The organism is Streptomyces sp. NPDC046335 (genome assembly GCF_055587985.1).
Map to the genome: position 1 here is coordinate 151,515 of NZ_JBVJFF010000012.1, position 22,461 is coordinate 173,975.

The 22,461-nt window shown below is 72.2% G+C and carries 24 protein-coding genes and 1 pseudogene; 7 read left to right on the plus strand and 18 right to left on the minus strand.

Annotation, left to right across the window (positions count from 1 at the left end):
- The first annotated feature begins 36 nt into the window (after positions 1–36).
- Positions 37–1,290 (plus strand): nucleotide sugar dehydrogenase, encoded by a 1,254-nt coding sequence (locus ACZ6JY_RS28735; RefSeq protein ID WP_469200374.1) that lies wholly within the window; start codon positions 37–39, stop codon positions 1,288–1,290.
- A gap of 54 nt (positions 1,291–1,344) precedes the next feature.
- Here the strand turns inward: ACZ6JY_RS28735 and ACZ6JY_RS28740 are convergent, their stop codons facing one another.
- From ACZ6JY_RS28740 to ACZ6JY_RS28755, 4 genes are all read right to left on the minus strand, one after another.
- On the minus strand, positions 1,345–2,469 hold the full coding sequence (locus tag ACZ6JY_RS28740; protein WP_469200376.1) for a GuaB3 family IMP dehydrogenase-related protein: 1,125 nt from the start codon (positions 2,467–2,469) through the stop codon (positions 1,345–1,347).
- A 111-nt stretch (positions 2,470–2,580) separates the two neighbouring features.
- Positions 2,581–4,086: an IMP dehydrogenase gene (gene guaB, locus ACZ6JY_RS28745; RefSeq protein ID WP_447037937.1), complete on the minus strand. Its 1,506-nt coding sequence runs from the start codon at positions 4,084–4,086 to the stop codon at positions 2,581–2,583.
- Between the two features lie 127 nt (positions 4,087–4,213).
- Positions 4,214–4,789 carry a sigma-70 family RNA polymerase sigma factor gene (locus tag ACZ6JY_RS28750; RefSeq protein ID WP_447037938.1) on the minus strand — a complete coding sequence of 192 codons (576 nt, stop codon included), beginning with the start codon at positions 4,787–4,789 and terminating at the stop codon, positions 4,214–4,216.
- 267 nt (positions 4,790–5,056) lie between these two features.
- Positions 5,057–5,668 carry a response regulator transcription factor gene (locus ACZ6JY_RS28755; protein ID WP_003948568.1) on the minus strand — a complete coding sequence of 204 codons (612 nt, stop codon included), beginning with the start codon at positions 5,666–5,668 and terminating at the stop codon, positions 5,057–5,059.
- Positions 5,669–6,058: 390 nt separating this feature from the next.
- On the opposite strand from ACZ6JY_RS28755, the gene ACZ6JY_RS28760 reads away from it, so the two are divergent.
- Complete coding sequence (locus ACZ6JY_RS28760; protein WP_469200379.1) at positions 6,059–6,394, plus strand: WhiB family transcriptional regulator; 336 nt, start codon at positions 6,059–6,061, stop codon at positions 6,392–6,394.
- A 50-nt stretch (positions 6,395–6,444) separates the two neighbouring features.
- Here ACZ6JY_RS28760 and ACZ6JY_RS28765 read toward each other — a convergent pair whose 3' ends face one another.
- On the minus strand, positions 6,445–7,374 hold the full coding sequence (locus ACZ6JY_RS28765) for a LysR family transcriptional regulator (RefSeq protein ID WP_469200381.1): 930 nt from the start codon (positions 7,372–7,374) through the stop codon (positions 6,445–6,447).
- Between the two features lie 81 nt (positions 7,375–7,455).
- Here ACZ6JY_RS28765 and ACZ6JY_RS28770 point away from each other — a divergent pair, with 81 nt between their 5' ends.
- Entirely contained in the window at positions 7,456–8,133 is a 678-nt protein-coding gene (locus tag ACZ6JY_RS28770; RefSeq protein ID WP_469200383.1) for an MOSC domain-containing protein, read from the plus strand.
- A gap of 59 nt (positions 8,134–8,192) precedes the next feature.
- Complete coding sequence (locus tag ACZ6JY_RS28775) at positions 8,193–8,966, plus strand: SDR family NAD(P)-dependent oxidoreductase (RefSeq protein ID WP_469200385.1); 774 nt, start codon at positions 8,193–8,195, stop codon at positions 8,964–8,966.
- Positions 8,967–9,113: 147 nt separating this feature from the next.
- Here the strand turns inward: ACZ6JY_RS28775 and groL are convergent, their stop codons facing one another.
- The 4 genes from groL to ACZ6JY_RS28795 form a co-directional block, all read right to left on the minus strand.
- A complete protein-coding gene (gene groL / locus ACZ6JY_RS28780; protein WP_469200387.1) occupies positions 9,114–10,742 on the minus strand; it encodes a chaperonin GroEL in 1,629 nt (542 codons plus the stop codon).
- A gap of 116 nt (positions 10,743–10,858) precedes the next feature.
- Positions 10,859–11,167, minus strand: a complete 309-nt coding sequence (groES, locus tag ACZ6JY_RS28785; RefSeq protein WP_016434667.1) for a co-chaperone GroES — start codon at positions 11,165–11,167, stop codon at positions 10,859–10,861.
- Between the two features lie 188 nt (positions 11,168–11,355).
- Positions 11,356–11,676 carry a hypothetical protein gene (locus ACZ6JY_RS28790; RefSeq protein WP_469200390.1) on the minus strand — a complete coding sequence of 107 codons (321 nt, stop codon included), beginning with the start codon at positions 11,674–11,676 and terminating at the stop codon, positions 11,356–11,358.
- Positions 11,673–12,599, minus strand: a complete 927-nt coding sequence (locus ACZ6JY_RS28795; protein ID WP_469200392.1) for a polysaccharide deacetylase family protein — start codon at positions 12,597–12,599, stop codon at positions 11,673–11,675. The genes ACZ6JY_RS28790 and ACZ6JY_RS28795 overlap by 4 nt, the downstream gene beginning before the upstream one ends.
- 83 nt (positions 12,600–12,682) lie before the next feature.
- On the opposite strand from ACZ6JY_RS28795, the gene ACZ6JY_RS28800 reads away from it, so the two are divergent.
- A complete protein-coding gene (locus ACZ6JY_RS28800; RefSeq protein WP_469200394.1) occupies positions 12,683–13,927 on the plus strand; it encodes a THUMP-like domain-containing protein in 1,245 nt (414 codons plus the stop codon).
- 18 nt (positions 13,928–13,945) lie between these two features.
- On the opposite strand, the gene ACZ6JY_RS28805 is transcribed toward ACZ6JY_RS28800, so the two are convergent.
- The 3 genes and pseudogenes from ACZ6JY_RS28805 to ACZ6JY_RS28815 all read right to left on the minus strand — a co-directional run bounded on the left by ACZ6JY_RS28805 (position 13,946) and on the right by ACZ6JY_RS28815 (position 16,339).
- Positions 13,946–14,590: a dihydrofolate reductase family protein gene (locus ACZ6JY_RS28805; protein ID WP_469200819.1), complete on the minus strand. Its 645-nt coding sequence runs from the start codon at positions 14,588–14,590 to the stop codon at positions 13,946–13,948.
- A 57-nt stretch (positions 14,591–14,647) separates the two neighbouring features.
- A pseudogene (locus tag ACZ6JY_RS28810) lies at positions 14,648–15,928 on the minus strand (RNA polymerase sigma factor); the annotation flags it as partial.
- A gap of 54 nt (positions 15,929–15,982) precedes the next feature.
- On the minus strand, positions 15,983–16,339 hold the full coding sequence (locus ACZ6JY_RS28815) for a YciI family protein (protein WP_469200396.1): 357 nt from the start codon (positions 16,337–16,339) through the stop codon (positions 15,983–15,985).
- Positions 16,340–16,505: 166 nt separating this feature from the next.
- Between ACZ6JY_RS28815 and ACZ6JY_RS28820 the strand changes: the two genes are divergently transcribed.
- Positions 16,506–17,111: a class I SAM-dependent methyltransferase gene (locus tag ACZ6JY_RS28820; protein WP_469200398.1), complete on the plus strand. Its 606-nt coding sequence runs from the start codon at positions 16,506–16,508 to the stop codon at positions 17,109–17,111.
- 16 nt (positions 17,112–17,127) lie between these two features.
- Here the strand turns inward: ACZ6JY_RS28820 and ACZ6JY_RS28825 are convergent, their stop codons facing one another.
- From ACZ6JY_RS28825 to tsaB, 4 genes are read right to left on the minus strand one after another with little or no spacing between them, the layout of a single operon-like run.
- A complete protein-coding gene (locus ACZ6JY_RS28825; RefSeq protein WP_469200400.1) occupies positions 17,128–17,385 on the minus strand; it encodes a hypothetical protein in 258 nt (85 codons plus the stop codon).
- On the minus strand, positions 17,382–18,488 hold the full coding sequence (gene tsaD / locus ACZ6JY_RS28830; protein ID WP_447037953.1) for a tRNA (adenosine(37)-N6)-threonylcarbamoyltransferase complex transferase subunit TsaD: 1,107 nt from the start codon (positions 18,486–18,488) through the stop codon (positions 17,382–17,384). The genes ACZ6JY_RS28825 and tsaD overlap by 4 nt, the downstream gene beginning before the upstream one ends.
- Positions 18,481–18,963: a ribosomal protein S18-alanine N-acetyltransferase gene (gene rimI, locus ACZ6JY_RS28835; RefSeq protein WP_469200821.1), complete on the minus strand. Its 483-nt coding sequence runs from the start codon at positions 18,961–18,963 to the stop codon at positions 18,481–18,483. The genes tsaD and rimI overlap by 8 nt, the downstream gene beginning before the upstream one ends.
- Before the next feature lie 32 nt (positions 18,964–18,995).
- Positions 18,996–19,652 carry a tRNA (adenosine(37)-N6)-threonylcarbamoyltransferase complex dimerization subunit type 1 TsaB gene (gene tsaB, locus ACZ6JY_RS28840; RefSeq protein ID WP_469200402.1) on the minus strand — a complete coding sequence of 219 codons (657 nt, stop codon included), beginning with the start codon at positions 19,650–19,652 and terminating at the stop codon, positions 18,996–18,998.
- Between the two features lie 112 nt (positions 19,653–19,764).
- Between tsaB and ACZ6JY_RS28845 the strand changes: the two genes are divergently transcribed.
- A complete protein-coding gene (locus tag ACZ6JY_RS28845; RefSeq protein ID WP_469200404.1) occupies positions 19,765–20,316 on the plus strand; it encodes a hypothetical protein in 552 nt (183 codons plus the stop codon).
- A 312-nt stretch (positions 20,317–20,628) separates the two neighbouring features.
- On the opposite strand, the gene tsaE is transcribed toward ACZ6JY_RS28845, so the two are convergent.
- Complete coding sequence (tsaE, locus tag ACZ6JY_RS28850; protein WP_469200406.1) at positions 20,629–21,141, minus strand: tRNA (adenosine(37)-N6)-threonylcarbamoyltransferase complex ATPase subunit type 1 TsaE; 513 nt, start codon at positions 21,139–21,141, stop codon at positions 20,629–20,631.
- Positions 21,142–21,183: 42 nt separating this feature from the next.
- Positions 21,184–22,452, minus strand: a complete 1,269-nt coding sequence (locus ACZ6JY_RS28855; RefSeq protein WP_469200408.1) for an alpha/beta fold hydrolase — start codon at positions 22,450–22,452, stop codon at positions 21,184–21,186.
- Positions 22,453–22,461 lie beyond the last annotated feature (9 nt).

Consider the following 22,461-nt stretch of genomic DNA (forward strand, 5'->3'; position numbering starts at 1 on the left):
GTACCGCTCCGGCTATTGGGAGGACGGCCCACCGCCATGCCCGCAGATCTCGCCGTCATCGGTCTCGGCCACCTCGGCCTGCCCCTGGCCCAGACCGCCGTCGCACACGGCATCGCGACCATCGGCTACGACCCCGCCCGCGCCGCGGACCTGGCGGCCGGCCGACTGCCCAACGACGGCGCCGAGGGGACCCTCACCGCCGCGGACGTCCGCCGGATGCTCGCCAGGGGCTTCCGGCCGACCACCGACTCCGCCCAGCTCGGCCGCGTGCGCACCGCCGTCGTCTGCGCACCCACTCCGCCCGCCGCCGACCGCTCGCTCGATCTCAGCCAAGTGGCCGAGGCCGCCCGAGCGCTCGCCGCGCGCCTGCGTCCGCACACCACGGTGATCCTCGAATCCCCCGCGTACCCGGGTACCACCGAGGAATTCGTCCGTCCGATCCTCGAATCCGGCTCGGGGCTCAGGGCCGGACGCGACTTCCACCTGGCGTACTCCCCCGGCCGCCTCGACCCCGGCAACCGCGACCACGGCTACGCCGGCACCCCCAAGGTCATCGGCGGCGTCACCCCGGCCTGCACCGAATCGGCGGCCGCCTTCTACGGCCGCCTCACCGACAAGGTCGTACGCGCGCGTGGCCCCCGCGAGGCCGAGACCGTGCACCTCCTGGAGACCAACTACCGGCACGTGAACATGGCCCTGGTCAACGAGATGGCGGTGCTCTGCCACGACATGGGCATCGACCTGTGGGACGTCATCCGCTGCGCAGAGACCAAACCCTTCGGGTTCCAGGCCTTCCGCCCCGGCCCCGGCGTCGGCGGCCACGGCGTCCCCATGGACATCCCCGGGCCCGCCCGAGGCGCCCGCCCCCTGCGCATGGTCGAACTGGCCCAGCAGGTCAACGACCGCATGCCCCAGTACGTCATCCAGCGCTCGGCGACCCTGCTCAACGAGCACGGCAAGTCCGCCCGCGGCGCCCGCGTGCTCCTGCTCGGCGTCACCTACAAGCCCGACCTCGCCGACCAGCAGGGCGCCCCCGCCCAGGAGGTGGCGACGCGCCTCATGGAGCTGGGCGCGGCCGTCAGCTACCACGACCCCTACGTGCCGAGCTGGAACGTCCTCGGCCACCCCGTTCCGCGCGCGGACGCCCTCTACGAGGCGGCTGCCGACGCCGACCTCACGATCCTCCTCCAGCACCACCGCACGTACGACCTCCAGGGTCTCGCCGTGAAGGCCCAGCTCCTGCTGGACACGAGGGGCGCGACCCCGGCGGGCGCGGCGCACCGGCTGTGACGACGAGAAGGGCCCCGGTACGTGTGTACCGGGGCCCTTCCGCGTGCGTTGCCGTCAGCGCTTGTGCTGCGAGTCCGCGACCGTCACCTCGACGCGCTGGAACTCCTTGAGCTCGCTGTAGCCCGTCGTCGCCATGGCGCGGCGCAGCGCCCCGAAGAAGTTCATCGAACCGTCCGGGATGTGCGAGGGACCGGTGAGGATCTCCTCGGTCGTGCCGACCGTGCCGAGGTCCACCTTCTTGCCGCGCGGCACGTCCTCGTGGACGGCCTCCATGCCCCAGTGGTGGCCCTTGCCGGGCGCGTCCGTGGCACGGGCCAGCGGGGAGCCCACCATCACGGAGTCGGCGCCGCACGCGATGGCCTTGGGCAGGTCGCCGGACCAGCCCACGCCGCCGTCGGCGATGACGTGCACGTACCGGCCGCCGGACTCGTCCATGTAGTCACGGCGGGCGGCCGCGACGTCGGCGACGGCGGTGGCCATCGGGACCTGGATGCCCAGGACGTTGCGCGTGGTGTGCGCGGCGCCGCCGCCGAAGCCGACCAGGACGCCCGCGGCGCCGGTGCGCATCAGGTGCAGGGCGGCCGTGTAGGTGGCGCAGCCGCCGACGATGACGGGCACGTCGAGCTCGTAGATGAACTGCTTCAGGTTCAGCGGCTCGGCGGCTCCGGAGACATGCTCGGCGGAGACGGTGGTGCCGCGGATGACGAAGATGTCGACACCGGCGTCCACGACGGCCTTGGAGAACTCGGCGGTGCGCTGCGGGGAGAGCGCGGCGGCGGTGACCACACCGGAGTCGCGCACCTCCTTGATGCGCTGCCCGATCAGGTCGGCCTTGATCGGGGCCGCGTAGATCTCCTGGAGGCGCCGCGTGGCGGTCTCGGAGTCGAGCCCGGCGATCTCGTCGAGCAGCGGCTGCGGGTCCTCGTACCGCGTCCAGAGGCCCTCGAGGTTCAGGACGCCGAGGCCGCCCAGCTCACCGATGCGGATGGCGGTCTGCGGGGAGACCACCGAGTCCATGGGAGCGGCCAGGAAGGGCAGCTCGAAGCGGTAGGCATCGATCTGCCACGCGATCGAGACCTCCTTCGGGTCGCGGGTGCGCCGGCTCGGTACGACGGCGATGTCGTCGAAGGCGTACGCGCGGCGGCCGCGCTTGCCGCGCCCGATCTCGATCTCAGTCACGTTGTGGGGCCTTTCCCTCTTGGTCTGCCTGTCCAGTATCCCCGACACACACCGCAGGGGCGGCCCCGGTGACCCGGGACCGCCCCTGCACGCGCGCGTGGGGCCCGTCGGCTACTTCGTACGGCTGTAGTTCGGCGCCTCGACCGTCATCTGGATGTCGTGCGGGTGGCTCTCCTTGAGGCCCGCGGACGTGATGCGGACGAAGCGGCCCTTGCTCTCCATCTGGTCGATGCTCGCCGCGCCGACGTAGCCCATCGTCTGGCGCAGTCCGCCGACGAGCTGGTGCAGCACGTTGGCCAGCGGGCCGCGGTAGGGCACCTGGCCCTCGATGCCCTCGGGCACGAGCTTGTCGTCGGAGGCGACCTCGGCCTGGAAGTAGCGGTCCTTGGAGTAGGACCTGCCCTGGCCTCGGGACTGCATGGCACCGAGCGAGCCCATGCCGCGGTACGACTTGAACTGCTTGCCGTTGATGAACATCAGCTCACCCGGCGACTCCTCGCAGCCCGCGAGGAGCGAGCCGAGCATCACGGTGTCGGCGCCGGCGGCGAGCGCCTTGCCGATGTCACCGGAGTACTGGAGGCCGCCGTCGCCGATGACCGGGACGCCGGCCGCGCGGGCGGCGACCGCCGCCTCGTAGATCGCGGTGACCTGCGGGACGCCGATGCCGGCGACCACGCGGGTGGTGCAGATCGAGCCCGGTCCGACGCCCACCTTGACGCCGTCGACGCCGGCGTCGATCAGGGCCTGCGCGCCGTCGCGGGTGGCGACGTTGCCGCCGATCACGTCGACGCCGACGCTCGACTTGATCTTCGACATCCAGCTGAGGGCGTTGCTGTTGTGGCCGTGGGAGGTGTCGACGATCAGGAAGTCGACCCCGGCCCCGGCCAGCGCCTGGGCGCGCTCGAGCGCCTCGGGGCTGGCGCCGACGGCGGCACCGACGAGCAGCCGGCCCTCGGCGTCCTTGGCCGCGTTCGGGTACTGCTCGGCCTTCTTGAAGTCCTTGACGGTGATGAGGCCCTTGAGCCGCCCCGCGTCGTCGACCAGCGGCAGCTTCTCGATCTTGTGGCGGCGCAGCAGCTCCATGGCGTCCACGCCGGAGATGCCGACCTTGCCCGTGACCAGCGGCATGGGCGTCATGACCTCGCGGACCTGACGGCTGCGGTCGTTCTCGAAGGCCATGTCGCGGTTGGTGACGATGCCGAGCAGCTTGCCCGCCGGGTCGGTCACCGGGACACCGCTGATGCGGAACTTCGCGCAGAGGGCGTCGGCCTCGGCGAGCGTCGCGTCGGGATGCACCGTGATCGGGTCGGTGACCATCCCGGACTCGGACCGCTTCACGAGGTCGACCTGGTTGACCTGGTCCTCGATGGAGAGGTTGCGGTGCAGGACACCGACACCGCCCTGGCGGGCCATGGCGATCGCCATGCGGGCCTCGGTGACCTTGTCCATCGCCGCGGAGAGCAGCGGGATGTTCACCCGGACGTTCCTGGAGATGCGGGACGAGGTGTCGACCGCGTTGGGGAGCACTTCCGACGCGCCCGGCAGCAGCAGCACGTCGTCGTAGGTCAGCCCGAGTGTCGCGAACTTCTCGGGCACTCCGTCGACGTTTGCAGTCATGACACCTTCCCCAAATGGCCTTGATCGGTGCGGATGTCCATGCTAACGGCCGTGGAGGGTGTCTCATTCCACGAGCAAGATCATCGAGCGGCTTTGTGCGTTCGTACGGCCGGGAAGGTGCCGGAGGTCACTGCTCGGCGAGCGCCCGCAGGCGGCTCAGCGCGCGGTGCTGGGCCACCCGCACCGCCCCCGGCGACATCCCCAGCATCTGTCCGGTCTCCTCGGCGGTGAGCCCGACGGCGATCCTGAGCAGCAGCAGCTCGCGCTGGTTGTCCGGGAGGTTGGCGAGGAGCTTCTTGGCCCACTCCGCGTCACTGCTGAGCAGCGCGCGCTCCTCAGGGCCGAGCGAGTCGTCGGGCCGCTCGGGCATCTCGTCCGAGGGCACCGCGGTGGACCCGGGGTGGCGCATCGCGGCGCGCTGGAGGTCGGCCACCTTGTGCGCCGCGATGGCGAAGACGAACGCCTCGAAGGGGCGCCCGGTGTCCTTGTAGCGCGGCAGGGCGAGCAGTACCGCGACGCAGACTTCCTGCGCCAGGTCCTCCACGAAGTGCCGCGCGTCACCCGGCAGCCGGGACAGTCGGGTGCGGCAGTAGCGCAGCGCGAGGGGGTGGACGTGGGCGAGGAGGTCGTGCGTCGCCTGCTCGTCCCCCTCGACGGCGTGCAGGACGAGGGCACGGATCACCGTCGTCTTGTCATCGCGCATCGGTCCATGGTGCCTTGACGGCGTTTGGTCCGCGGCACCGCGTCCGTAGTTGTGCACTGAAGCGTTATGAGCAGGTGCGCCGGAACTCATCTCCTGCGCCCTCCCATCCCGCTCGATCGACTCGTCCCCGAGGAACTCCACCCCTCAAGGATGCGGCATCCGCCGCGAAGCGGCGTCAACCGCGCCCGCGGCGCCCGGCGGCGGGCCCGCCCCGCCCCGCTCACCGCAGGGCGGACGGGGAGCGCCGTGCCCCCGCGGCGCCACATTTCAGCGAACCAGACCCCAGCGGAATCCGAGCGCCACCGCGTGCGCCCGGTCGGAGGCGCCGAGCTTCTTGAAGAGCCGCCTGGCGTGCGTCTTCACGGTGTCCTCGGAGAGGAAGAGCTCACGCCCGATCTCCGCGTTCGACCGGCCGTGGCTCATGCCCTCCAGGACCTGGATCTCACGCGCGGTGAGCGTGGGCGCGGCGCCCATCTCGGCCGAACGCAGTCTGCGCGGGGCGAGCCGCCACGTCGGATCGGCGAGCGCCTGCGTGACCGTCGCCCGCAGCTCCGCGCGGGAGGCGTCCTTGTGCAGATAGCCGCGGGCACCGGCGGCGACGGCGAGCGCGACCCCGTCCAGATCCTCGGCCACGGTGAGCATGATGATGCGCGCACCGGGGTCGGCGGACAGCAGCCGCCGGACGGTCTCGACGCCGCCCAGGCCGGGCATGCGTACGTCCATCAGAATCAGGTCCGAGCGGTCGGCGCCCCAGCGGCGGAGGACTTCCTCGCCGTTGGCCGCTGTCGTCACACGCTCGACGCCGGGCACGGTCGCGACCGCGCGGCGGAGCGCCTCTCGGGCAAGCGGGGAGTCGTCGCACACGAGGACGGATGTCATGACTGTCCTCCGCGGCTCTCACAGCTGCTGCGCGTCACCTTGAGCCTCCAGGCTGGTACTTATTCGTCACCTGTGCGGTTGACGCTCTCGGACACCTGCCCGAGCGCTTCTTCTTTCAACCGCCTCGCACTCTCAACGACGGTCACCCGAAAGAGTTACGGGGCAGTCAGCCATCTTCGGCACTCTACGTGAGGACGCGGATACGGCGGAGTGGGCGCGGCAGACCCTCAAGCTTTCATCACAAGCACTGCCCCATTTAGCGCCTTTTCTTCCCTTTTTGCGGTGTCTGAGGCTAGATTCCCAATGAGTCATATTTTCATCTCCTTAGATCGTAGATGTACGGTCGTTGGGCACCGTATCCGCGTCAGCACGGCTTCAAGGGGACCAGCAATGGCAGATTTCTCCCGCCTTCCCGGACCGAACGCAGATCTGTGGGACTGGCAGCTCCTCGCGGCCTGCCGCGGGGTCGACAGCTCGCTCTTCTTCCACCCGGAGGGTGAGCGGGGCGCGGCGCGCAGCGCCCGTGAGAACTCCGCCAAGGAGGTCTGCATGCGGTGCCCGGTGCGCGCGGAATGCGCCGCTCACGCGCTGGCGGTCCGCGAGCCGTACGGCGTGTGGGGCGGCCTTACGGAGGACGAGCGCGAGGAGCTCATGGGGCGAGCGAGGAACCGGCTCGTCACGGCGTCACCCACGACGACGGCGGCGGCCGCGTCGTCGCACCACTGAAGGAACGTTTTTTCAGGCAGGGCGGAGCAGTTCGGACTCAGCCGGGCAGTTCAGCGGGCAGCGGCCCGCGCGAGGTGGTCGAGGGTGGCGGCGACGGCCGGTACCTGCGCCAGGTCCGGCAGCGTGAGCGCCACGATCTCCCGCCGCACCGGCGGCTCCACCGTCACCGTACGGACCCCTCTCGGGCGTACGGACTCGATCGCGAGCTCGGGCAGGACCGCCACCCCGAGGCCGGCGCCGACCAGGCCGATCACCGCCGGATAGTCGTCGGTGGCGAAGTCGATCCGGGGCACGAAGCCCGCCCCCTCACAGACGTCCACGAGCTGCCTGCGGCAGCGCGGGCACCCCGCGATCCACGGCTCGTCGGCGAAATCACCGATGGTGACCGCCGCCGCCTCGGCGAGCGGATGGCTTTCGGGCACGAGGCCGACGAGCCGGTCCGCCAGCAGCGGCCGTACGACGAGGTCGTCCCAGTCCTCCCCGGCGGGCGCGGCGGCCCCCTTGTCCTCGGGCGCCGGGCGCCGGGCCTCGTAACGGAACGCGAGGGCCACGTCGCAGTCGCCCTCGCGCAGCATCTCCACCGAGCGCGGCGGCTCGGCCTCCACGAGTGAGACGCGGGTGCCGGGGTGCTCCGCGCGCAGCGCCGCGAGGGCGCCAGGGACCAGCGTCGAGCTGCCGCTGGGGAACGAGACGAGCCGGACACGACCCGCGCGCAGGCCCGCGATGGCGGCGACCTCCTCCTCCGCGGCGATGAGCCCGGCGAGGATGCCCGCGGCGTGCCGGACCAGGGCCTCGCCCGCCTGCGTCAGGCGCATCTCGCGGCCGGTGCGGATCAGCAGCGGCGTGCCGGTCGAGGATTCGAGGGCCTTCATCTGCTGGCTCACGGCCGGCTGGGTGCAGCCGAGCTCGCGGGCGGCGGCCGAGAAGGAGCCGGTGGCGGCCACGGCGCGCAGGACACGGAGATGACGGGCCTCGATCATTCTTCGAGCATAAGCGACGCTTGGGCAGACGGCGAAATATCGCGTCGCCGCTTTGAGGCGGATCGCCTAATCTGGCGTGCCATGAAGCTCCTCTCCGTGAACATCGGGCGCCGCAGCGCCGCCCCGTACACCGACGCGCCCTCCGGCCGGACCGGCATCGACAAGCGTCCCGTGGACGAGCCGGTGCACGTCGCGGCCCCGGGCCCCAAGGGCGTCGGCGGCAGCGGTCTGGCGGGCGACGAGATCGGCGACCTGCGGCACCACGGCGGGAACGACCAGGCGGTGTATGTCTACGCGCGCGAGGACCTCGACGCCTGGCAGCGCGAGCTCGGACGCCCGCTGGCCAACGGCGTCTTCGGCGAGAACCTCACGACGGCCGGCGTCGACGTGAACGGCGCGCTGATAGGCGAGCGCTGGCGGATAGGCGGCGGCCCGCTGCTCGAAGTGACGAGCGGGCGCATCCCCTGCCGGACGTTCCAGGGGCATCTGGGCGAGAAGGGCTGGGTGAAGCGGTTCACCCGGCAGGGCGTCACGGGCGCCTATCTGCGGGTGCTCGAACCGGGCGTGGTCCGGGCCGGGGACCCGGTCGAGGTGGTGCACAGGCCGGAGCACGGGATCACCGCCGCGCTCCAGTTCCGCGCCGTCACCACGGAGCACGGACTGCTGCCGCGGCTGCTCGAAGCGGGCGAGGCGCTGCACCCCGACGCTGCGGAGAAGGCGCGCGCCCACGTGGCGCGGTACGGGGCCCAGGCCTCCTGATCTCCGCGCGGATCGGGCCGCGCGACGCGCCCGTCACCGGATCTCACTAGCCTTGGACCATGACTACGGCTCTGATCACGGGATCGACCGCCGGCATCGGCGCCGCCTTCGCGCGCCGCCTCGCCGGTGACGGGCACAACCTCGTCCTGGTGGCGCGCGACACCGAGCGGCTGCGGGACCAGGCGACCGAGCTGCACGACCGGCACGGCATCGAGGCGGAGGTGCTGACCGCCGACCTCTCCACGGACGAGGGCATCGAGGCCGTGGCGCAGCGGCTCGCCCGCCGCAGGGACCCGGTGGACCTGCTGGTCAACAACGCCGGGTTCGGCAACAAGGGCCGCTATCTGGAGGTGTCCGTCGCCGACGAGCTGACCATGCTCAAGGTGCACTGCGAGGCGGTGCTCCGGCTGACGTCGGCGGCGGCGGAGTCGATGCGCGAGCGCGGCCGGGGCGGGGTGGTGAACGTCGCGTCGGTGGCGGCGTTCCTGCCGCGCGGGACGTACGGGGCCTCGAAGGCGTGGGTGGTGCAGTTCACCCAGGGCGCGGCGAAGGACCTCGCGGGGTCGGGGGTGCGGATGATGGCGCTCTGCCCCGGCTTCGTCCGTACGGAGTTCCATGAGCGGGCCGGGATGGGTACGTCGAACATCCCCAAGTGGATGTGGCTCGACGCGGACAAGGTCGTGGCGGCGGCCCTGGCGGACCTCGCGCGGGGCCGGACGCTGTCCATTCCCGATCCTCGGTACAAGGCCCTCATGGGTGTGGCGAAGCTGGCGCCTCGCCCTCTGCTGGGCGGGATCACGTCCCGTACGGGGCGGAAGTACGGGCCCCAGTAGGGCCGCGCCCCGTCAGGGGCGCGGGGAACTGCGCGGCCGGCCACGAACAACCCGCGCCCGGCGGCGAACCGGAAAAAGGGCTGAGGCCCGGCTCTCCCCGTAAGGGGAAAGCCGGGCCTCAGCACCGTTCAAGCCGAGCGCGGCGGCTCAGTGGGAGTGGCCGTGACCGTGGCCGTGACCGGCGTCGGCCTCTTCCTCGGCCGGCTTCTCGACGACCAGGGTCTCGGTCGTGAGCAGCAGGGAGGCGATGGACGCGGCGTTCTCGAGCGCGGAGCGCGTGACCTTGACCGGGTCGATGACGCCGGCCTTGACCAGGTCGCCGTACTCGCCGGTCGCGGCGTTGAAGCCGAAGCCCTTCTCCAGCTCGGCGACCTTGGAGGTGATGACGTAACCCTCCAGGCCGGCGTTCTCGGCGATCCAGCGCAGCGGCTCGACGGCGGCGCGGCGGACGACGGCGACACCGGTGGCCTCGTCGCCCTCCTTGCCGAGGTTGCCCTCGAGCACCTTGACGGCGTGCACCAGAGCGGAGCCACCACCGGAGACGATGCCCTCCTCGACCGCGGCGCGGGTCGCGGAGATGGCGTCCTCCAGACGGTGCTTCTTCTCCTTCAGCTCCACCTCGGTGGCGGCGCCGACCTTGATGACGCACACGCCGCCGGCCAGCTTCGCGAGGCGCTCCTGGAGCTTCTCGCGGTCCCAGTCGGAGTCCGTAGCGTCGATCTCGGCCTTGATCTGGTTGACGCGGCCCTCGACGTCGCCCTTGTTGCCGCCGCCGTCGACGATCGTGGTGTCGTCCTTGGTGACGGTGACGCGGCGGGCGGTGCCGAGCACGTCGAGACCGACCTGGTCGATCTTGAGGCCGACCTCTTCGGCGATGACGGTCGCACCGGTGAGGGTGGCCATGTCGCCGAGCATCGCCTTGCGGCGGTCGCCGAAGCCGGGGGCCTTCACCGCGACGGCGTTGAACGTGCCGCGGATCTTGTTCACGACCAGGGTCGACAGGGCCTCGCCCTCGACGTCCTCGGCGATGATGAGGAGCGGCTTCGAGGAGTTGGCCTGGATGACCTTCTCGAGCAGCGGCAGGAGGTCCTGGATGGAGGAGATCTTGCCCTGGTGGATCAGGATGTACGGGTCGTCGAGGACGGCCTCCATACGCTCCTGGTCGGACACCATGTACGGGGACAGGTAGCCCTTGTCGAAGGCCATGCCCTCGGTGAAGTCGAGCTCCAGACCGAAGGTGTTGGACTCCTCGACGGTGATGACACCGTCCTTGCCGACCTTGTCCATCGCCTCGGCGATGAGCTCGCCGACCTGCGGGTCCTGGGCCGACAGACCGGCGACGGCCGCGATGTCGGCCTTGTCGTCGATCGGACGGGCGGTGGCGAGGAGCTCCTCGGAGACGGCCGCGACGGCGGCGTCGATGCCCTTCTTCAGGGCGGCGGGGGAGGCGCCGGCGGCGACGTTGCGCAGGCCTTCCTTGACCAGGGCCTGGGCGAGCACGGTGGCGGTGGTGGTGCCGTCACCCGCGATGTCGTTGGTCTTGGTCGCCACCTCCTTCACCAGCTGGGCGCCGAGGTTCTCGTACGGGTCGTCGACCTCGACCTCACGGGCGATGGTGACGCCGTCGTTGGTGATGGTCGGGGCGCCGAACTTCTTGTCGATGACGACGTTGCGGCCACGGGGGCCGATCGTCACCTTGACCGTGTCGGCAAGCTTGTTGACGCCGCGCTCAAGGGCGCGACGGGCGTCCTCGTCGAACTTCAGGATCTTCGCCATGGGAGCGGTTCAGCCCTCTCGAAAACTCAGGTGAACGAACCGCGCCCCTCGCCGCCCGGCAATCAGCGGGGTGACCAGGGGCGCAGCTCAAAGCAGTAGGTTGCTTCGGGGTGAAATTACTTCTCGACGATCGCGAGCACGTCGCGAGCCGAGAGGACGAGGTACTCCTCGCCGTTGTACTTCACCTCGGTGCCGCCGTACTTGCTGTACAGCACGATGTCGCCGGTCTTGACGTCGAGCGGCAGGCGCTCGCCGTTCTCGAACCGGCCCGGGCCCACGGCCAGGACGACGCCCTCCTGGGGCTTCTCCTTCGCGGTGTCCGGAATGACCAGGCCAGAGGCGGTGGTCTGCTCGGCATCCAGCGGCTGGACCACAATGCGGTCCTCAAGCGGCTTGATGGCAACCTTGGAGCTGGCGGTCGTCACGATCCGGTCTCCCCCTTCGGAGATCTCACGGGGTCAAATCTGAGGTGTGGCGACCAGGTGGATCCGTCGTCGCGGGTGCCGGACCTGCCCGTCGCTGTTGGCACTCTCCAACGGGGAGTGCCAGAAGTGAGACTAGGACGGCGATTAGCACTCGGTCAAGCGGAGTGCCAATCGGCGGGGCCCCGCTTTTACGGTTCCGGGGTTCCCCCCGGCTCCGCCGCGCTCGGCTTCGCCTTGTCCGGACAACGGATCTTCTTGGCCCGCGGTTCCTCCGGGGCCGTCTCCGCGGTGCGGGGCCGCCCCGTGCGGAGCGCCTGCCCGCAGCGAGGTGCCGCCGGTTCGTCCGCCGCCCCCTGCGCCCGCTGCGGCACCTTCTCCGCCGCCTTCCTGCCCAGCCTTTCGATCGGCTCCACCGATTCCGCGCAGCCCGTGAGGAGTGCGGGCGCGAGCAGCGCGCTCAGGAGGGCTCCGGCCAGGAGGCGGCGGTGCGCTCGCGCCCCGGGGGTCACAGGTAGTCCTCCAGCCTGGCCACCGCGTAGCCCTTGTCGGTGACCGTCCTCATGACCTCGCGGACCATGTCCGGCATGCTGCCCTTCCAGTCCTCACGGCCGCGGAAATGGGTGAGGATGATGTCGCCGGGGTGCAGGTCCCGGTCCCACTCGCGCCACTCCATGTGGTCGGCGAAGGCCTCGGAGGCCCAGAGCGGCACCGCCTTGATGCCGCAGGACTTGGCGGCGCGGAGGGTGTCCCGGTTGTAGTTGCCGTAGGGCGGGCGGAAGAGTTCGGGGCGCTTGCCGTACCGCTTCTCGATGATGTCCTGCATCGCGCAGATCTCGTGGCGCTGGCCCTCGTAGGAGAGGCCGGGCAGGTAGGGGTGGTGGAGGGTGTGGTTGTTCAGGGTGACGCCCCTGTCCTGCATCTTCTTGAAGTACCCGTAGTCCTTCTTGACCAGGTAGTCGCTGAGGAAGGCGGTGTAGGGGATCTTCAGGTCGCTCATCATCCGCAGCAGCGCCGGGTCCTTCTCGTCGCCGTCGTCGATGGTCAGGAAGACGACCTTCTGCTTGGTCGGGACCGTGGTGAAGACCGGCGGCAGCTGGGACTGCCCCGCCACCTCGAAGCCCTTGCGGGTCGTGATGCGCGGCTTGGTCGCGGGCGGCTCGGGCGCTTGCAGCGGGGGGTCGGCCAGGCCCCAGCGCTTGGCCGCGGCCGCGCGTGCGGCCTGGGCGGCGTCGAGCCGGTGGGCGTAGAGGTCGAGGGCGTCGGCGGGCGGGGCGGCGAGCGCACGGCGGCCGTGGGCGCCCTGCGCGCCGTCCCGGCCGTCCCCGGAGGCGCACCCCGAGGCGATCGCCGCGGCGGTGAGCAGGGCCACCGCGGCACGCGTCTGATTCTTCCGCCTTACGGCGGAATATTCCTTTTGTCGTACTAGTTGCATGGCGCCGGATCCTCGCAGCTCAACGCCCTGCCGAGGGGCTGACACCCCCGCCCGGCCCCGCACCGTCCACCGACTGGCCCACAATGGGGCAGGTGAACGACCCGAACACGCCGAGCGCCCACGACGCCGACCCCGGCGGGACCCTCGCCGCCTTCGCCGCCCTTCTCACCGAGGAGGGCCGGGCCCTGCTCGACGAGGTGCGGGACGTCGAGCCCGCCCAGGAACTCGCCGCGGCCACCCGGCTGCGCCGCGAGCACCCCGCGTCCCTCGTCTCCGCGGCGCTGGCCCAGGCCCGTCTGCGGCAGCGCGCGGCGGCGAAGTTCGCCGCCGGGGACGCGGCCCGGATGTTCTTCACGCCGAACGGCTTCGAGCAGTCCACCCGCGCCTCCGTCGCGACGTACCGCGCCGAGCGCTTCGCGGCGCTCGGCGTGCGCTCCCTCGCCGACCTGTGCTGCGGCATCGGCGGTGACGCGATCGCCCTCGCGCGGGCCGGGATCTCCGTGCTCGCCGTCGACAGGGACCCGCTGACCTGCGCTGTCGCGCGCGCCAACGCCGATGCCCTCGGCCTCGCCGAGCTGATCGAGGTCCGCGAGGCCGACGTCACCGAGGTCGACACCACCGCGTACGACGCGGTGTTCGTGGACCCGGCCCGCCGGGGCGGACGCGGCCGGATCTTCGACCCCGAGGCGTACTCCCCGCCCCTGTCCTGGGCCGTCGAGGCGGCGCGCGAGGCCCCGCGCGCCGCCCTGAAGATCGCCCCCGGCATCCCGCACGAGGCGGTCCCCGCCGAGGCCACGGCGGAGTGGATCTCCGACCGCGGCGACGTGAAGGAGGCCGTGCTGTGGTTCGGCGACGACGTGACGCCGGGGGCCCGGCGGGCGACGCTGCTGCCCACCGGGGCCACGATCGGCGCCGCGCCCGCCACCATGCTCCCCGACCCCGGCGTACGGCCCGTGGGGCGCTACCTCTACGAACCCGACGGCGCCGTCATCCGCGCCCACCTGGTCGCCGATGTGGCCGAGCGGGTCGCGGGCGGGCTCATCGACGAGACCATCGCCTACGTCACCTCCGACGAGCTGCACACCACCGCGTACGCCACCGCGTACGAGATCACCGACCGGATGCCCTTCAACGTGAAGAAGCTCAAGGCGCTGCTGCGGGAGCGCGGGGTCGGCGTCCTCACCGTGAAGAAGCGCGGCTCGGCGGTGGAGCCGGAGGAGCTGCGGCGCAAGGTGAAGCCGCAGGGGAAGAACTCCGCGACCGTCTTCCTCACCCGGGTGGCGGGCGCCCCGACCATGCTGATCGGGCACCCGGCGCCACCCCGCTGACCCCTCGCGGGGCGTGCGTCACTTCCGCCAGAACAGGTGGTGCGTCACGCCGCTCGGGCTCGGCACGACGTCCAGGTGGTAGCGGTCGAGCAGCTCGTCGGGGGACTCCCACAGCCGCGTCCCGGAGCCGAGCCGCACCGGCGACACCGCCACGTGCAGGGTGTCGACGAGGCCGGCGTCGAGGAACTGCCGGATGGTGGTGGCCCCGCCGCCGAGCCGGACGTCCTTGCCCCGCGCCGCCTCCCTGGCCCGGGCGAGGACCGCGGCCGGGTCGCCGCCGACGAAGTGGAACGTGGTGTCGGAGAGCGTGAACGAGGGCCGCTCGTGGTGGGTCATGACGAACACGGGGGTGTGGAACGGGGGCTCCTCGCCCCACCAGCCGCGCCAGTCGTGGTTCTCCCAGGGCCCGCGCTGGGGACCGAACTTGTTGCGGCCCATGATCTCGGCGCCGATGTTGTGCGTGAAGTCACGCGTGAAGTAGTCGTCGAGGCCCCGGCTGCCGCCCGGTTCGGTGCGGTTGGGCCAGCTCGCCGTGGCACCGGCCCAGGCGATCATGGAGCCGGGGTCGGCGTCGCCGAACGGCTTCTCCAGGCTCTGGTGCTCCCCGGCGCCGAATCCGTCCGCCGAGACGGTGAAGTTCTGGACCCGCAGTAGCTGCTGCACGCGGCTTCTCCTGTGCTGTCGGTGTCTGTGGTCGGTGACGTGGTCGTTGTGCGTCGTCGCGGCCGCCCGCCCCAGGAGCAGTTCCCGTTCGCGGGCGTTGCGCGTGAGCGAGGCCGCGCGCTCGAACTCCGCGCGGGCGTCCGCCGTCCGTCCGAGCCGTGCGAGGAGGTCACCGCGCACGCTGGGCAGCAGGTGGTAGTCCCGCAGGGCCGGTTCGCCGGCGAGCGCGTCGACCAGGGCGAGGCCCGCCGCCGGCCCGTCCGCCATCGAGACCGCGACGGCCCGGTTCAGCTCGACGACCGGGGACGGGGCGCGGGCGGCGAGCAGGCCGTAGAGGGCGGCGATCTGCCTCCAGTCGGTTTCCTCGTACGTGTGTGCGTTGGCGTGGCAGGCGGCGATGGCGGCCTGGAGCGCGTACGGCCCAAGGGCCCGCCCCGAGGCCGCGGACTGCGCGCGGGCCAGGGCGGCGAAGCCGCGCCGGACCAGCATCTGGTTCCAGCGGGCCCGGTTCTGGTCCTTGAGCAGCACGGGCTCGCCGGACGGCCCGGTGCGCGCCGCCGCGCGGGACGTCTGGAGTTCGAGCAGTGCGGCCAAGCCGTGCACCTCCGGTTCCTTGGGCATGAGCCCGGCGAGGACCCTGGCGAGGCGCAGCGCGTCCTCGCAGAGCCCGGGGCGCAGCCAGTCGTCGCCCGCCGTGGCCGCGTACCCCTCGTTGAAGATCAGGTAGATGACTTCGAGGACCGAGCCGACGCGGGCCTCCCGGTCCGTGCCGTACGGGACCTCGAAGGCGACGGCCCTGCGGGCCAGCGTCCGCTTGGCCCGCACGATCCGCTGCGCCACGGTCGGCTCGGGGGCGAGCACCGCGCGGGCGATCTCCCCGGTGGTCAGACCGCCGAGCAGACGCAGGGTCAGCGCCACACGGGCCTCCGCGGAGAGCACCGGGTGGCAGGCGGTGAAGACCAGCCGGAGCAGGTCGTCGTCGATGTCGTCGGGGTCGGTGGGCTCGTCGGTGTGGGGCGGCGCCGACTCCAGGTCACGGCCCATCTCCGCCAGCTTGTCGGCGTAGCGCTCGCGGCGGCGCACGAGGTCGATCGCGCGCCGCTTGGCGGTGGTCATGAGCCAGGCGCCCGGGTTGTCGGGGACGCCCTGCTCGGGCCACTGTTCGAGGGCGGCCACCAGGGCGTCCTGCGCCAGTTCCTCGGCGATGCCGACGTCCCGTACGATCCGCGCGACTCCCGCGATGACGCGCGGTGACTCGATGCGGAAGACGGTCTCGATGGCGTGGCGGGCACTGGGGTCCGGCGTGGGGCGGCGGGGATACTCCGGCGGTTGGCTCACGGCCGTCCATCAGAGCACCCCGGCGCGACCGCCGCAAAGCCCCCGCGCGGTGCCTCAGCCCTCGTCGATCTCCCGCACCTCCGCGGTGATCGTCCAGTACTCCTCGTGCGTCTTGAGGAACCGCTTCGTCCACTCGATCGCCTCGGCCTTGTCCTTGGCCTGGACGATGGAGTAGCCGCCGATGACCTCCTTGGTCTCGGTGAACGGGCCGTCCGTGACGGTCAGTTCCCCTCCGGACCAGGTCACGCGGGCGCTCTCGGTCACCGGCTTGAGGCCCGCGGTGTCGAGCATGACCCCGGCCTTGGTGATCTCCTCGAGCAGCGCGCCCATGCGCTCCTGGAGCTCGGGGCTCGGGCCGCCCTCGGGCGCGGTCTTCTCGTCGACGCGGATCATCGTCATGAAGCGCGGCATGGTGGTCTCCCCACGGGTCGGCGGCGGGGTTTCTCCCCGCCTCTCACCCTGGCGTCGAACGGGGAACGCCGGGATCGACACCGCCGCCGGACTTTCTCGGAAAACTTTTCCGCGGGACCGCTCGGGACCGCTCGGGACCGCGCGGGGCCGTGCCAGGCTCGCCCGCATGCCCTTCGACCACAACGACCACTACCACCGTCTGCTCCTGCGGAAGCTGGCGAAGCCGCAGGACCTGCCCCCGCACGGCCGCACCGCCCTCGACATCGGCTGCGGCACCGGCCGCTTCGCCCGCCTCCTCGCGGCGCGCGGCTACGAGGTCGACGCGCTCGACCCCTCCCCCGAGGTCATCGCCGAGGCCCGGGCGGCCGGCGGCGGCCCCCGCTTCCGCCGGGCCGACGTGACCGAGGAGGAGCTGCCCGAGGGCCGCTACGACGTCATCACCTGCCTGGCGAGCCTGCACCACATGCCGTTCGCCACGGTCACGCGCCTGCGCGCCGCCCTCGCGCCCGGCGGCACCCTGCTCGTCCTCGGCTGCTACGCGGGAATGACGTGGTGGGACCTGGCCGCGTCGCCCGCCAACGCGGTGGCCCGGGTGACGGTGTACGCGGGTGAGCGCCTGCGCGGCGAGCACATGCCGCCGCTCCAGGCTCCCGTACGGCAGCCGGACATGACGCTCCCCCGCATCCGCGCGGAGGCCGCGCGCCTCCTGCCGGGCAGCAGCGTGCGGCAGCTGCTGTTCTGGCGGTACCTGCTGACGTACCGGAGGCCCTGAGCGTCGGAGCGGGCTCTCAGCCGGCGTCGGCCGACTCGAACCGCCAGCGGTGCACCGCGCGCGTCACGAGGTCCGGCGCGGGCTCCGGCAGCTCCGGCAGGCCGGCGTCGTAGGCCGCGTCCCACCAGGTGATGACGAGGACGCGGTCCCCCGGCGCCCTGAAGTGCTCGCGGCGGACCGGCTCACCGGGCAGCTCCCGCGTCCTGGCCCACGCGAGCAGTTCCTCACCCCGTCCCTCGGCGGCACGGGCCTCCCACATCAGCGCGACGGTCACGGGTACAGGTTCTCCTTGCTGACCTCGTGCACGTGGTCGTGGTCGTGGGTGTGCCCCGGGACGTGCGGTTCCGTCACCGGCAGCGACGAGTCCGCCGACAGGTCCCAGGAGGACGCAGAGCGGTTGCGCGCCACCATCTCCGCGCCGAGGGCGGCGACCATCGCGCCGTTGTCCGTGCACAGCTTGGGGCGCGGCACGCGCAGCCGGATGCCCGCCTTCTCGCACCGCTCCTGGGCCATCGCCCGCAGCCGCGTGTTGGCGGCCACGCCGCCGCCGATCATGAGGTGGTCGACGCCCTCGTCCTTGCAGGCGCGTACGGCCTTGCGGGTCAGCACGTCGACGACCGCCTCCTGGAAGGACGCCGACACGTCCCGCACCGGCACCTCCTCGCCCGCGGCGCGCTTCGCCTCGATCCAGCGGGCGACGGACGTCTTGAGCCCCGAGAAGGAGAAGTCGTACGGGGCGTCGCGCGGCCCGGTGAGGCCGCGCGGGAAGGCGATCGCCGCCGGGTCGCCCTCGCGCGCGTACCGGTCGATGACGGGGCCGCCGGGGAAGCCGAGGTTCAGCACGCGGGCGATCTTGTCGAACGCCTCGCCCGCCGCGTCGTCGATGGTCGACCCGAGCGGCCGCACGTCCGAGGTGATGTCGGCGGAGAGCAGCAGCGAGGAGTGGCCGCCGGAGACCAGGAGCGCCATGGTCGGCTCGGGCAGCGGCCCGTGCTCCAGCTGGTCCACGCAGATGTGCGAGGCGAGGTGGTTCACTCCGTAGAGCGGCTTGTCGAGGGCGTACGCGTACGCCTTGGCGGCCGAGACGCCGACCAGGAGCGCGCCCGCGAGTCCGGGGCCCGCGGTGACCGCGATGCCGTCGAGGTCCCTGGCACTGACCCCGGCGTCCTTCAGGGCGCGCTCGATGGTCGGCACCATGGCCTCCAGGTGCGCGCGGGAGGCGACCTCGGGCACGACGCCGCCGAAGCGGGCGTGCTCGTCCACGCTGGAGGCGACGGCGTCGGCGAGCAGGGTGGTGCCGCGGACGATGCCGACGCCGGTCTCGTCGCAGGAGGTCTCGATGCCGAGGACGAGGGGTTCGTCGCGCGAGTCAGCCATGAATCTCGGTTCCTTGTACGCCGGTTGCGGTGGTGGAGGGGTCGGTGCGGCGCATCACCAGGGCGTCCACGTTGCCGGGCTGGTAGTAGCCGCGCCGGAAGCCGATGGGCTCGAAGCCGAAGCGTTCGTACAGCTTCTGGGCCCGTGTGTTGTCGACCCGCACCTCCAGCATCACCTCGGCGCACTCGAACGCCGTGGCGGCCTGGAGCAGGTCGGTGAGGAGGCGGGCGCCGAGGCCGGTGCCCCAGTGCTCGCGGGCGACGGCGATCGTCTGGACGTCGGCGAGGTCACCCGAGGCGGCGAGCCCCGCGTACCCGACGAGGCGGTCGCCGTCCATGGCGACCACGTAGCGGCGGGTGGCCTGCGGTCCGCGCGCGTGGGCGAGCTCGGACCAGAACATCCCGCGCGACCACGCGTCGTCCGGGAAGAGCTCCTTCTCCAGGACGAACACCGGTTCGATGTGCCACCAGCGCATCTCGCGCAGCACGGGTTGGGCGGTCACCTGGGTCACTTGGGGGTGACCACCTTGTAGTTCTTCGGCACCTGCGCGTCGGGGCGGCGCAGGTACAGCGGCCGGGGCTCCAGGAGCTCCTCGCCCGCCGCGAGCCGCTCGGCGGCCAGGGCCGCGAGCGAGGCGGCCGAGACGTGCTCGGGGCCGCGGGCGTCGGGAAAGGTGCCGGGGTAGAGCAGCGCGCCCGCGCCGACCGCGGGCAGGCCCTCGGCCTCGGCGGCGATGTCGGCGGGCCGGTCGACGGCAGGTTCACCCGTACGCGTGCGTACGTCGTCGTAACGCGCCCAGTAGACCTCTTTGCGCCGGGCGTCGGTGGCGACCACGAAGGGGCCGCTGTCGATGCCCGAGGCGTACGCGAGGCCGTCCAGGGTGCACACGCCGTGCACCGGGACGCCGAGCGCGAGGCCGAAGGTGTCGGCGGTCATCAGGCCGACGCGGAGGCCGGTGTAGGGGCCGGGGCCCACGCCGACGACGATGCCGGTCACGGCGTCGAGGCGGACCCCCGCTTCGGCGAGCACGCGGTCGACGGCCGGAAGCAGCAGCTCCCCGTGGCGGCGGGCGTCGACCTGGCCCGACTCCGAGACGGCTCGGGAGCCGTCGTGGAGGGCGACGGTGACGGCGGGCGTTGCGGTATCCAGAGCGAGCAAGAGCACGCGAACAGCCTACGGCTCCGGCGCACGTCGCACGGCCGCCCCGGGATGTACGGCCCCTGCTGCTACCGTCACCACGTAGCCGTACGCAGTACGAAAAGGTGGGTGGCGCAAGGTGTCAAGGAGCAGCTCGGGAATCGTGGCCGGGCTCACCGCCGCCGCGCTCGCAGCGGTCGGGTTCCTCGCCTACCAGGCCTCGGCCAGCGCGCCGGACAGCCTGGCCAAGCCCCCGTCCAAGTCTCCCGCCGCCTCCGCCTCGGGCTCCCCCAAGGAGAAGGCGGGACCGGCGGCGGTGCCGCGGCAGTCCGGTGACGGCGAGCGGGTCGTGTACTCCCTCGGCGCCGACCGCGTCTGGCTCGTCGAGGACTCCGGCAAGGCGCGCACCACGTACAAGGTGACGCCCGGCTCGGTCGACCCGGCGCCGGGCACCTACACCGTCGGCTCACGCCAGGGCGCGGTCACCGGCACGGACGGCGCGGCCATCGAGCACGTCGTGCGGTTCACGAACGCCGAAGGGGTCACGATCGGCTTCAGCGCGGCGGTCGACGGGGCCACACCGAAGGCGGACCCGTCGAAGAAGACCGGCGGCATCCGTCAGTCGCGCGAGCACGGCGACGCGATGTGGGAGTTCGCCGGCATCAACAAGAAGGTCGTCGTCGTTCCGTAGCGGCAACCGGGTCCCTGGGCGGCGTGGACACCGCGCTCGCCGCCGCGCAGGAGGCCAGCAGGTCACTCATCGACAGCACCCCCGCCTGCCCGGCGCCGGACGGCCCCGGCAGTCCCCGCGGCTTCGGCTGCGGCTGCGGCTCTGCGTCACGTTCTGAAGCCGACATGGATGCCTCCTGGGGGCTTCGGGCAGACGTGGTTAGGTAGACCTAACCAGTTCCACCACCCATGTGACCACGCCCGGACCGCACAGCGCAACAATTTCCCGACGCCTTGTCGGAAACTCCGGCCGGGGAACCACCCGGGCCCGGGGCTACGCGGACAGCGCGGCCAGATCCGCCTCGGTCCAGCGGGCGCCTAGGCCCGTGAGAGTCACCTCGCGGACCTCGTCCGCGGTGTCGCCCACCGCGCGGTCGATGACGACGTGCAGGCGGTCGTCCGACAGCTCCTCGACCTTGCCGTCGCCCCACTCCACGACGATCACCGAGTCGGGGAGCGACACGTCGAGGTCCAGGTCCTCCATCTCGTCGAGCCCGCCGCCCAGGCGGTACGCGTCGACGTGCACCAGCGCGGGCCCCGCGCCGAGCGGCGGGTGGACGCGGGCGATGACGAAGGTCGGCGACGTGACGGCGCCGCGCACGCCGAGGCCCTCGCCGAGGCCGCGGGTCAGCGTCGTCTTGCCGGCGCCGAGCTCACCGGTGAGCATGACGAGGTCGCCGGGGCGCAGGATTTTGGCCAGGCGGCGGCCCAACTCGCCCATCTGTTCGGGGGAGTTGACGGTGATCTCGGCAACGTTGGCGGGGGCCTGGTGGTGCGGTGCTTCCATGGCGTCCACGTTAGCCGCTGCGACACCCCGGGCCCCGCCGTGTCACCGCTCTGACGTACCCGTACCCGTACCCGTACCGGTACTCGTACCCGTACCGGCCGCCGCCCGCCCCGCGCCCGCCCTGGCGAGCAGCTCCGCGAGCCGGTCGGTGACCAGGTCGGGGTGTTCCAGCATGACGAGGTGCCCCGCGTCCGGCACGAGGACGAGATCGGCGCCCGGCAGCAGCGCGGCGATCGCCTCGCTGTGCTCGCTCGGCGTGACCAGGTCCTTGGCCCCGGCCAGCACGAGCACCGGCAGACCGGCGAAGTGCTCAAGCGCCTCCGCCTTGTCGTGCTCGGCGAAGGCCGGATAGAACTCCGCGACCACGTCGATCGGCGTGGCCTCGATCATCCGCTCCGCGAACCGCGCGATCGCGGGGTCCACGTCCTTGCGCGAGAACGAGTACCGCTTGATGACGCCCGCGAAGAGGTCCGCGGTGGCCCGCCGTCCGCGCTCGACCAGCTCGGCCTGCGAGCCCAGCGTCCGCAGCAGCCCCGGCAGGACCCGGCGCACCGCGTTCATCCCGGCCACCGGGAGGCCGAAGTTCACCTCACCGAGCCGCCCCGACGACGTACCGACGAGGGCGACGCCGACGACGCGCTCGCGGATCAGCTCAGGGAACTGGTCGGCGAGGGCCATGGTCGTCATGCCGCCCATGGAGTGCCCGACCAGGACGAGCGGCCCCTCGGGCGCCGCCGCGTCGATGACGGCCTTCAGGTCGCGCCCCAGCTGGTCGATGGAGACCGGCACCCGCCGTTCGAGCTGGTCGACGCCGCGCGCCGACCGCGCGTGGCTGCGCTGGTCCCAGTAGACCGCGCGGACGGCCCCACGCAGGGCGGCGCGCTGGAAGTGCCAGGAGTCCTGGTTCAGGCAGTAGCCGTGGCTGAAGACGACGGTGACGGGCGCCGCCGGGGCCGCGCGTCCGCGCCCGAAGAGGCGGCGCCCGCGGGCGCCCCTGCCGCTTGGCTCGCTCTCGGCATCGCCCTCGACGTCCTCGACCTCGTACGAGAGCTCGGTGCCGTCGTCCGCGTACGCCGTGCCCGGCATGCCCCGCAGTGAGCCGTAAGGACCGGCGGCGTCCAGCGCGAGCCGCGCCTTCTTGCGCATCCCGCGGCCGACGGTGAGCCGCTCTATGGCGACGCCCGCCGCCGCGCCCGCGGCGATGACACCGATCGCGGCGCCCGCGACCCCGGCGCGCCGCCAGTTCCCGGCCACGGCGACGGCCTCCACCGCCGCTTCCGCCGCGGCGGCCCCCGTGCTGCTCTCGCTCACGTGCCGCTC

Coding starts and splice junctions, on each gene's coding strand:
- ACZ6JY_RS28735 (WP_469200374.1), top strand. CDS start 37: ATGCCCGCAGATCTCGCCGTCATCGGTCTCGGCCACCTCGGCCTGCCC.
- guaB (WP_447037937.1), bottom strand. CDS start 4,086: ATGACTGCAAACGTCGACGGAGTGCCCGAGAAGTTCGCGACACTCGGG.
- ACZ6JY_RS28750 (WP_447037938.1), bottom strand. CDS start 4,789: ATGCGCGATGACAAGACGACGGTGATCCGTGCCCTCGTCCTGCACGCC.
- ACZ6JY_RS28755 (WP_003948568.1), bottom strand. CDS start 5,668: ATGACATCCGTCCTCGTGTGCGACGACTCCCCGCTTGCCCGAGAGGCG.
- ACZ6JY_RS28760 (WP_469200379.1), top strand. CDS start 6,059: ATGGCAGATTTCTCCCGCCTTCCCGGACCGAACGCAGATCTGTGGGAC.
- ACZ6JY_RS28765 (WP_469200381.1), bottom strand. CDS start 7,374: ATGATCGAGGCCCGTCATCTCCGTGTCCTGCGCGCCGTGGCCGCCACC.
- ACZ6JY_RS28770 (WP_469200383.1), top strand. CDS start 7,456: ATGAAGCTCCTCTCCGTGAACATCGGGCGCCGCAGCGCCGCCCCGTAC.
- ACZ6JY_RS28775 (WP_469200385.1), top strand. CDS start 8,193: ATGACTACGGCTCTGATCACGGGATCGACCGCCGGCATCGGCGCCGCC.
- groL (WP_469200387.1), bottom strand. CDS start 10,742: ATGGCGAAGATCCTGAAGTTCGACGAGGACGCCCGTCGCGCCCTTGAG.
- ACZ6JY_RS28795 (WP_469200392.1), bottom strand. CDS start 12,599: ATGCAACTAGTACGACAAAAGGAATATTCCGCCGTAAGGCGGAAGAAT.
- ACZ6JY_RS28800 (WP_469200394.1), top strand. CDS start 12,683: ATGGGGCAGGTGAACGACCCGAACACGCCGAGCGCCCACGACGCCGAC.
- ACZ6JY_RS28815 (WP_469200396.1), bottom strand. CDS start 16,339: ATGCCGCGCTTCATGACGATGATCCGCGTCGACGAGAAGACCGCGCCC.
- ACZ6JY_RS28820 (WP_469200398.1), top strand. CDS start 16,506: ATGCCCTTCGACCACAACGACCACTACCACCGTCTGCTCCTGCGGAAG.
- tsaD (WP_447037953.1), bottom strand. CDS start 18,488: ATGGCTGACTCGCGCGACGAACCCCTCGTCCTCGGCATCGAGACCTCC.
- rimI (WP_469200821.1), bottom strand. CDS start 18,963: ATGCGCTGGTGGCACATCGAACCGGTGTTCGTCCTGGAGAAGGAGCTC.
- tsaE (WP_469200406.1), bottom strand. CDS start 21,141: ATGGAAGCACCGCACCACCAGGCCCCCGCCAACGTTGCCGAGATCACC.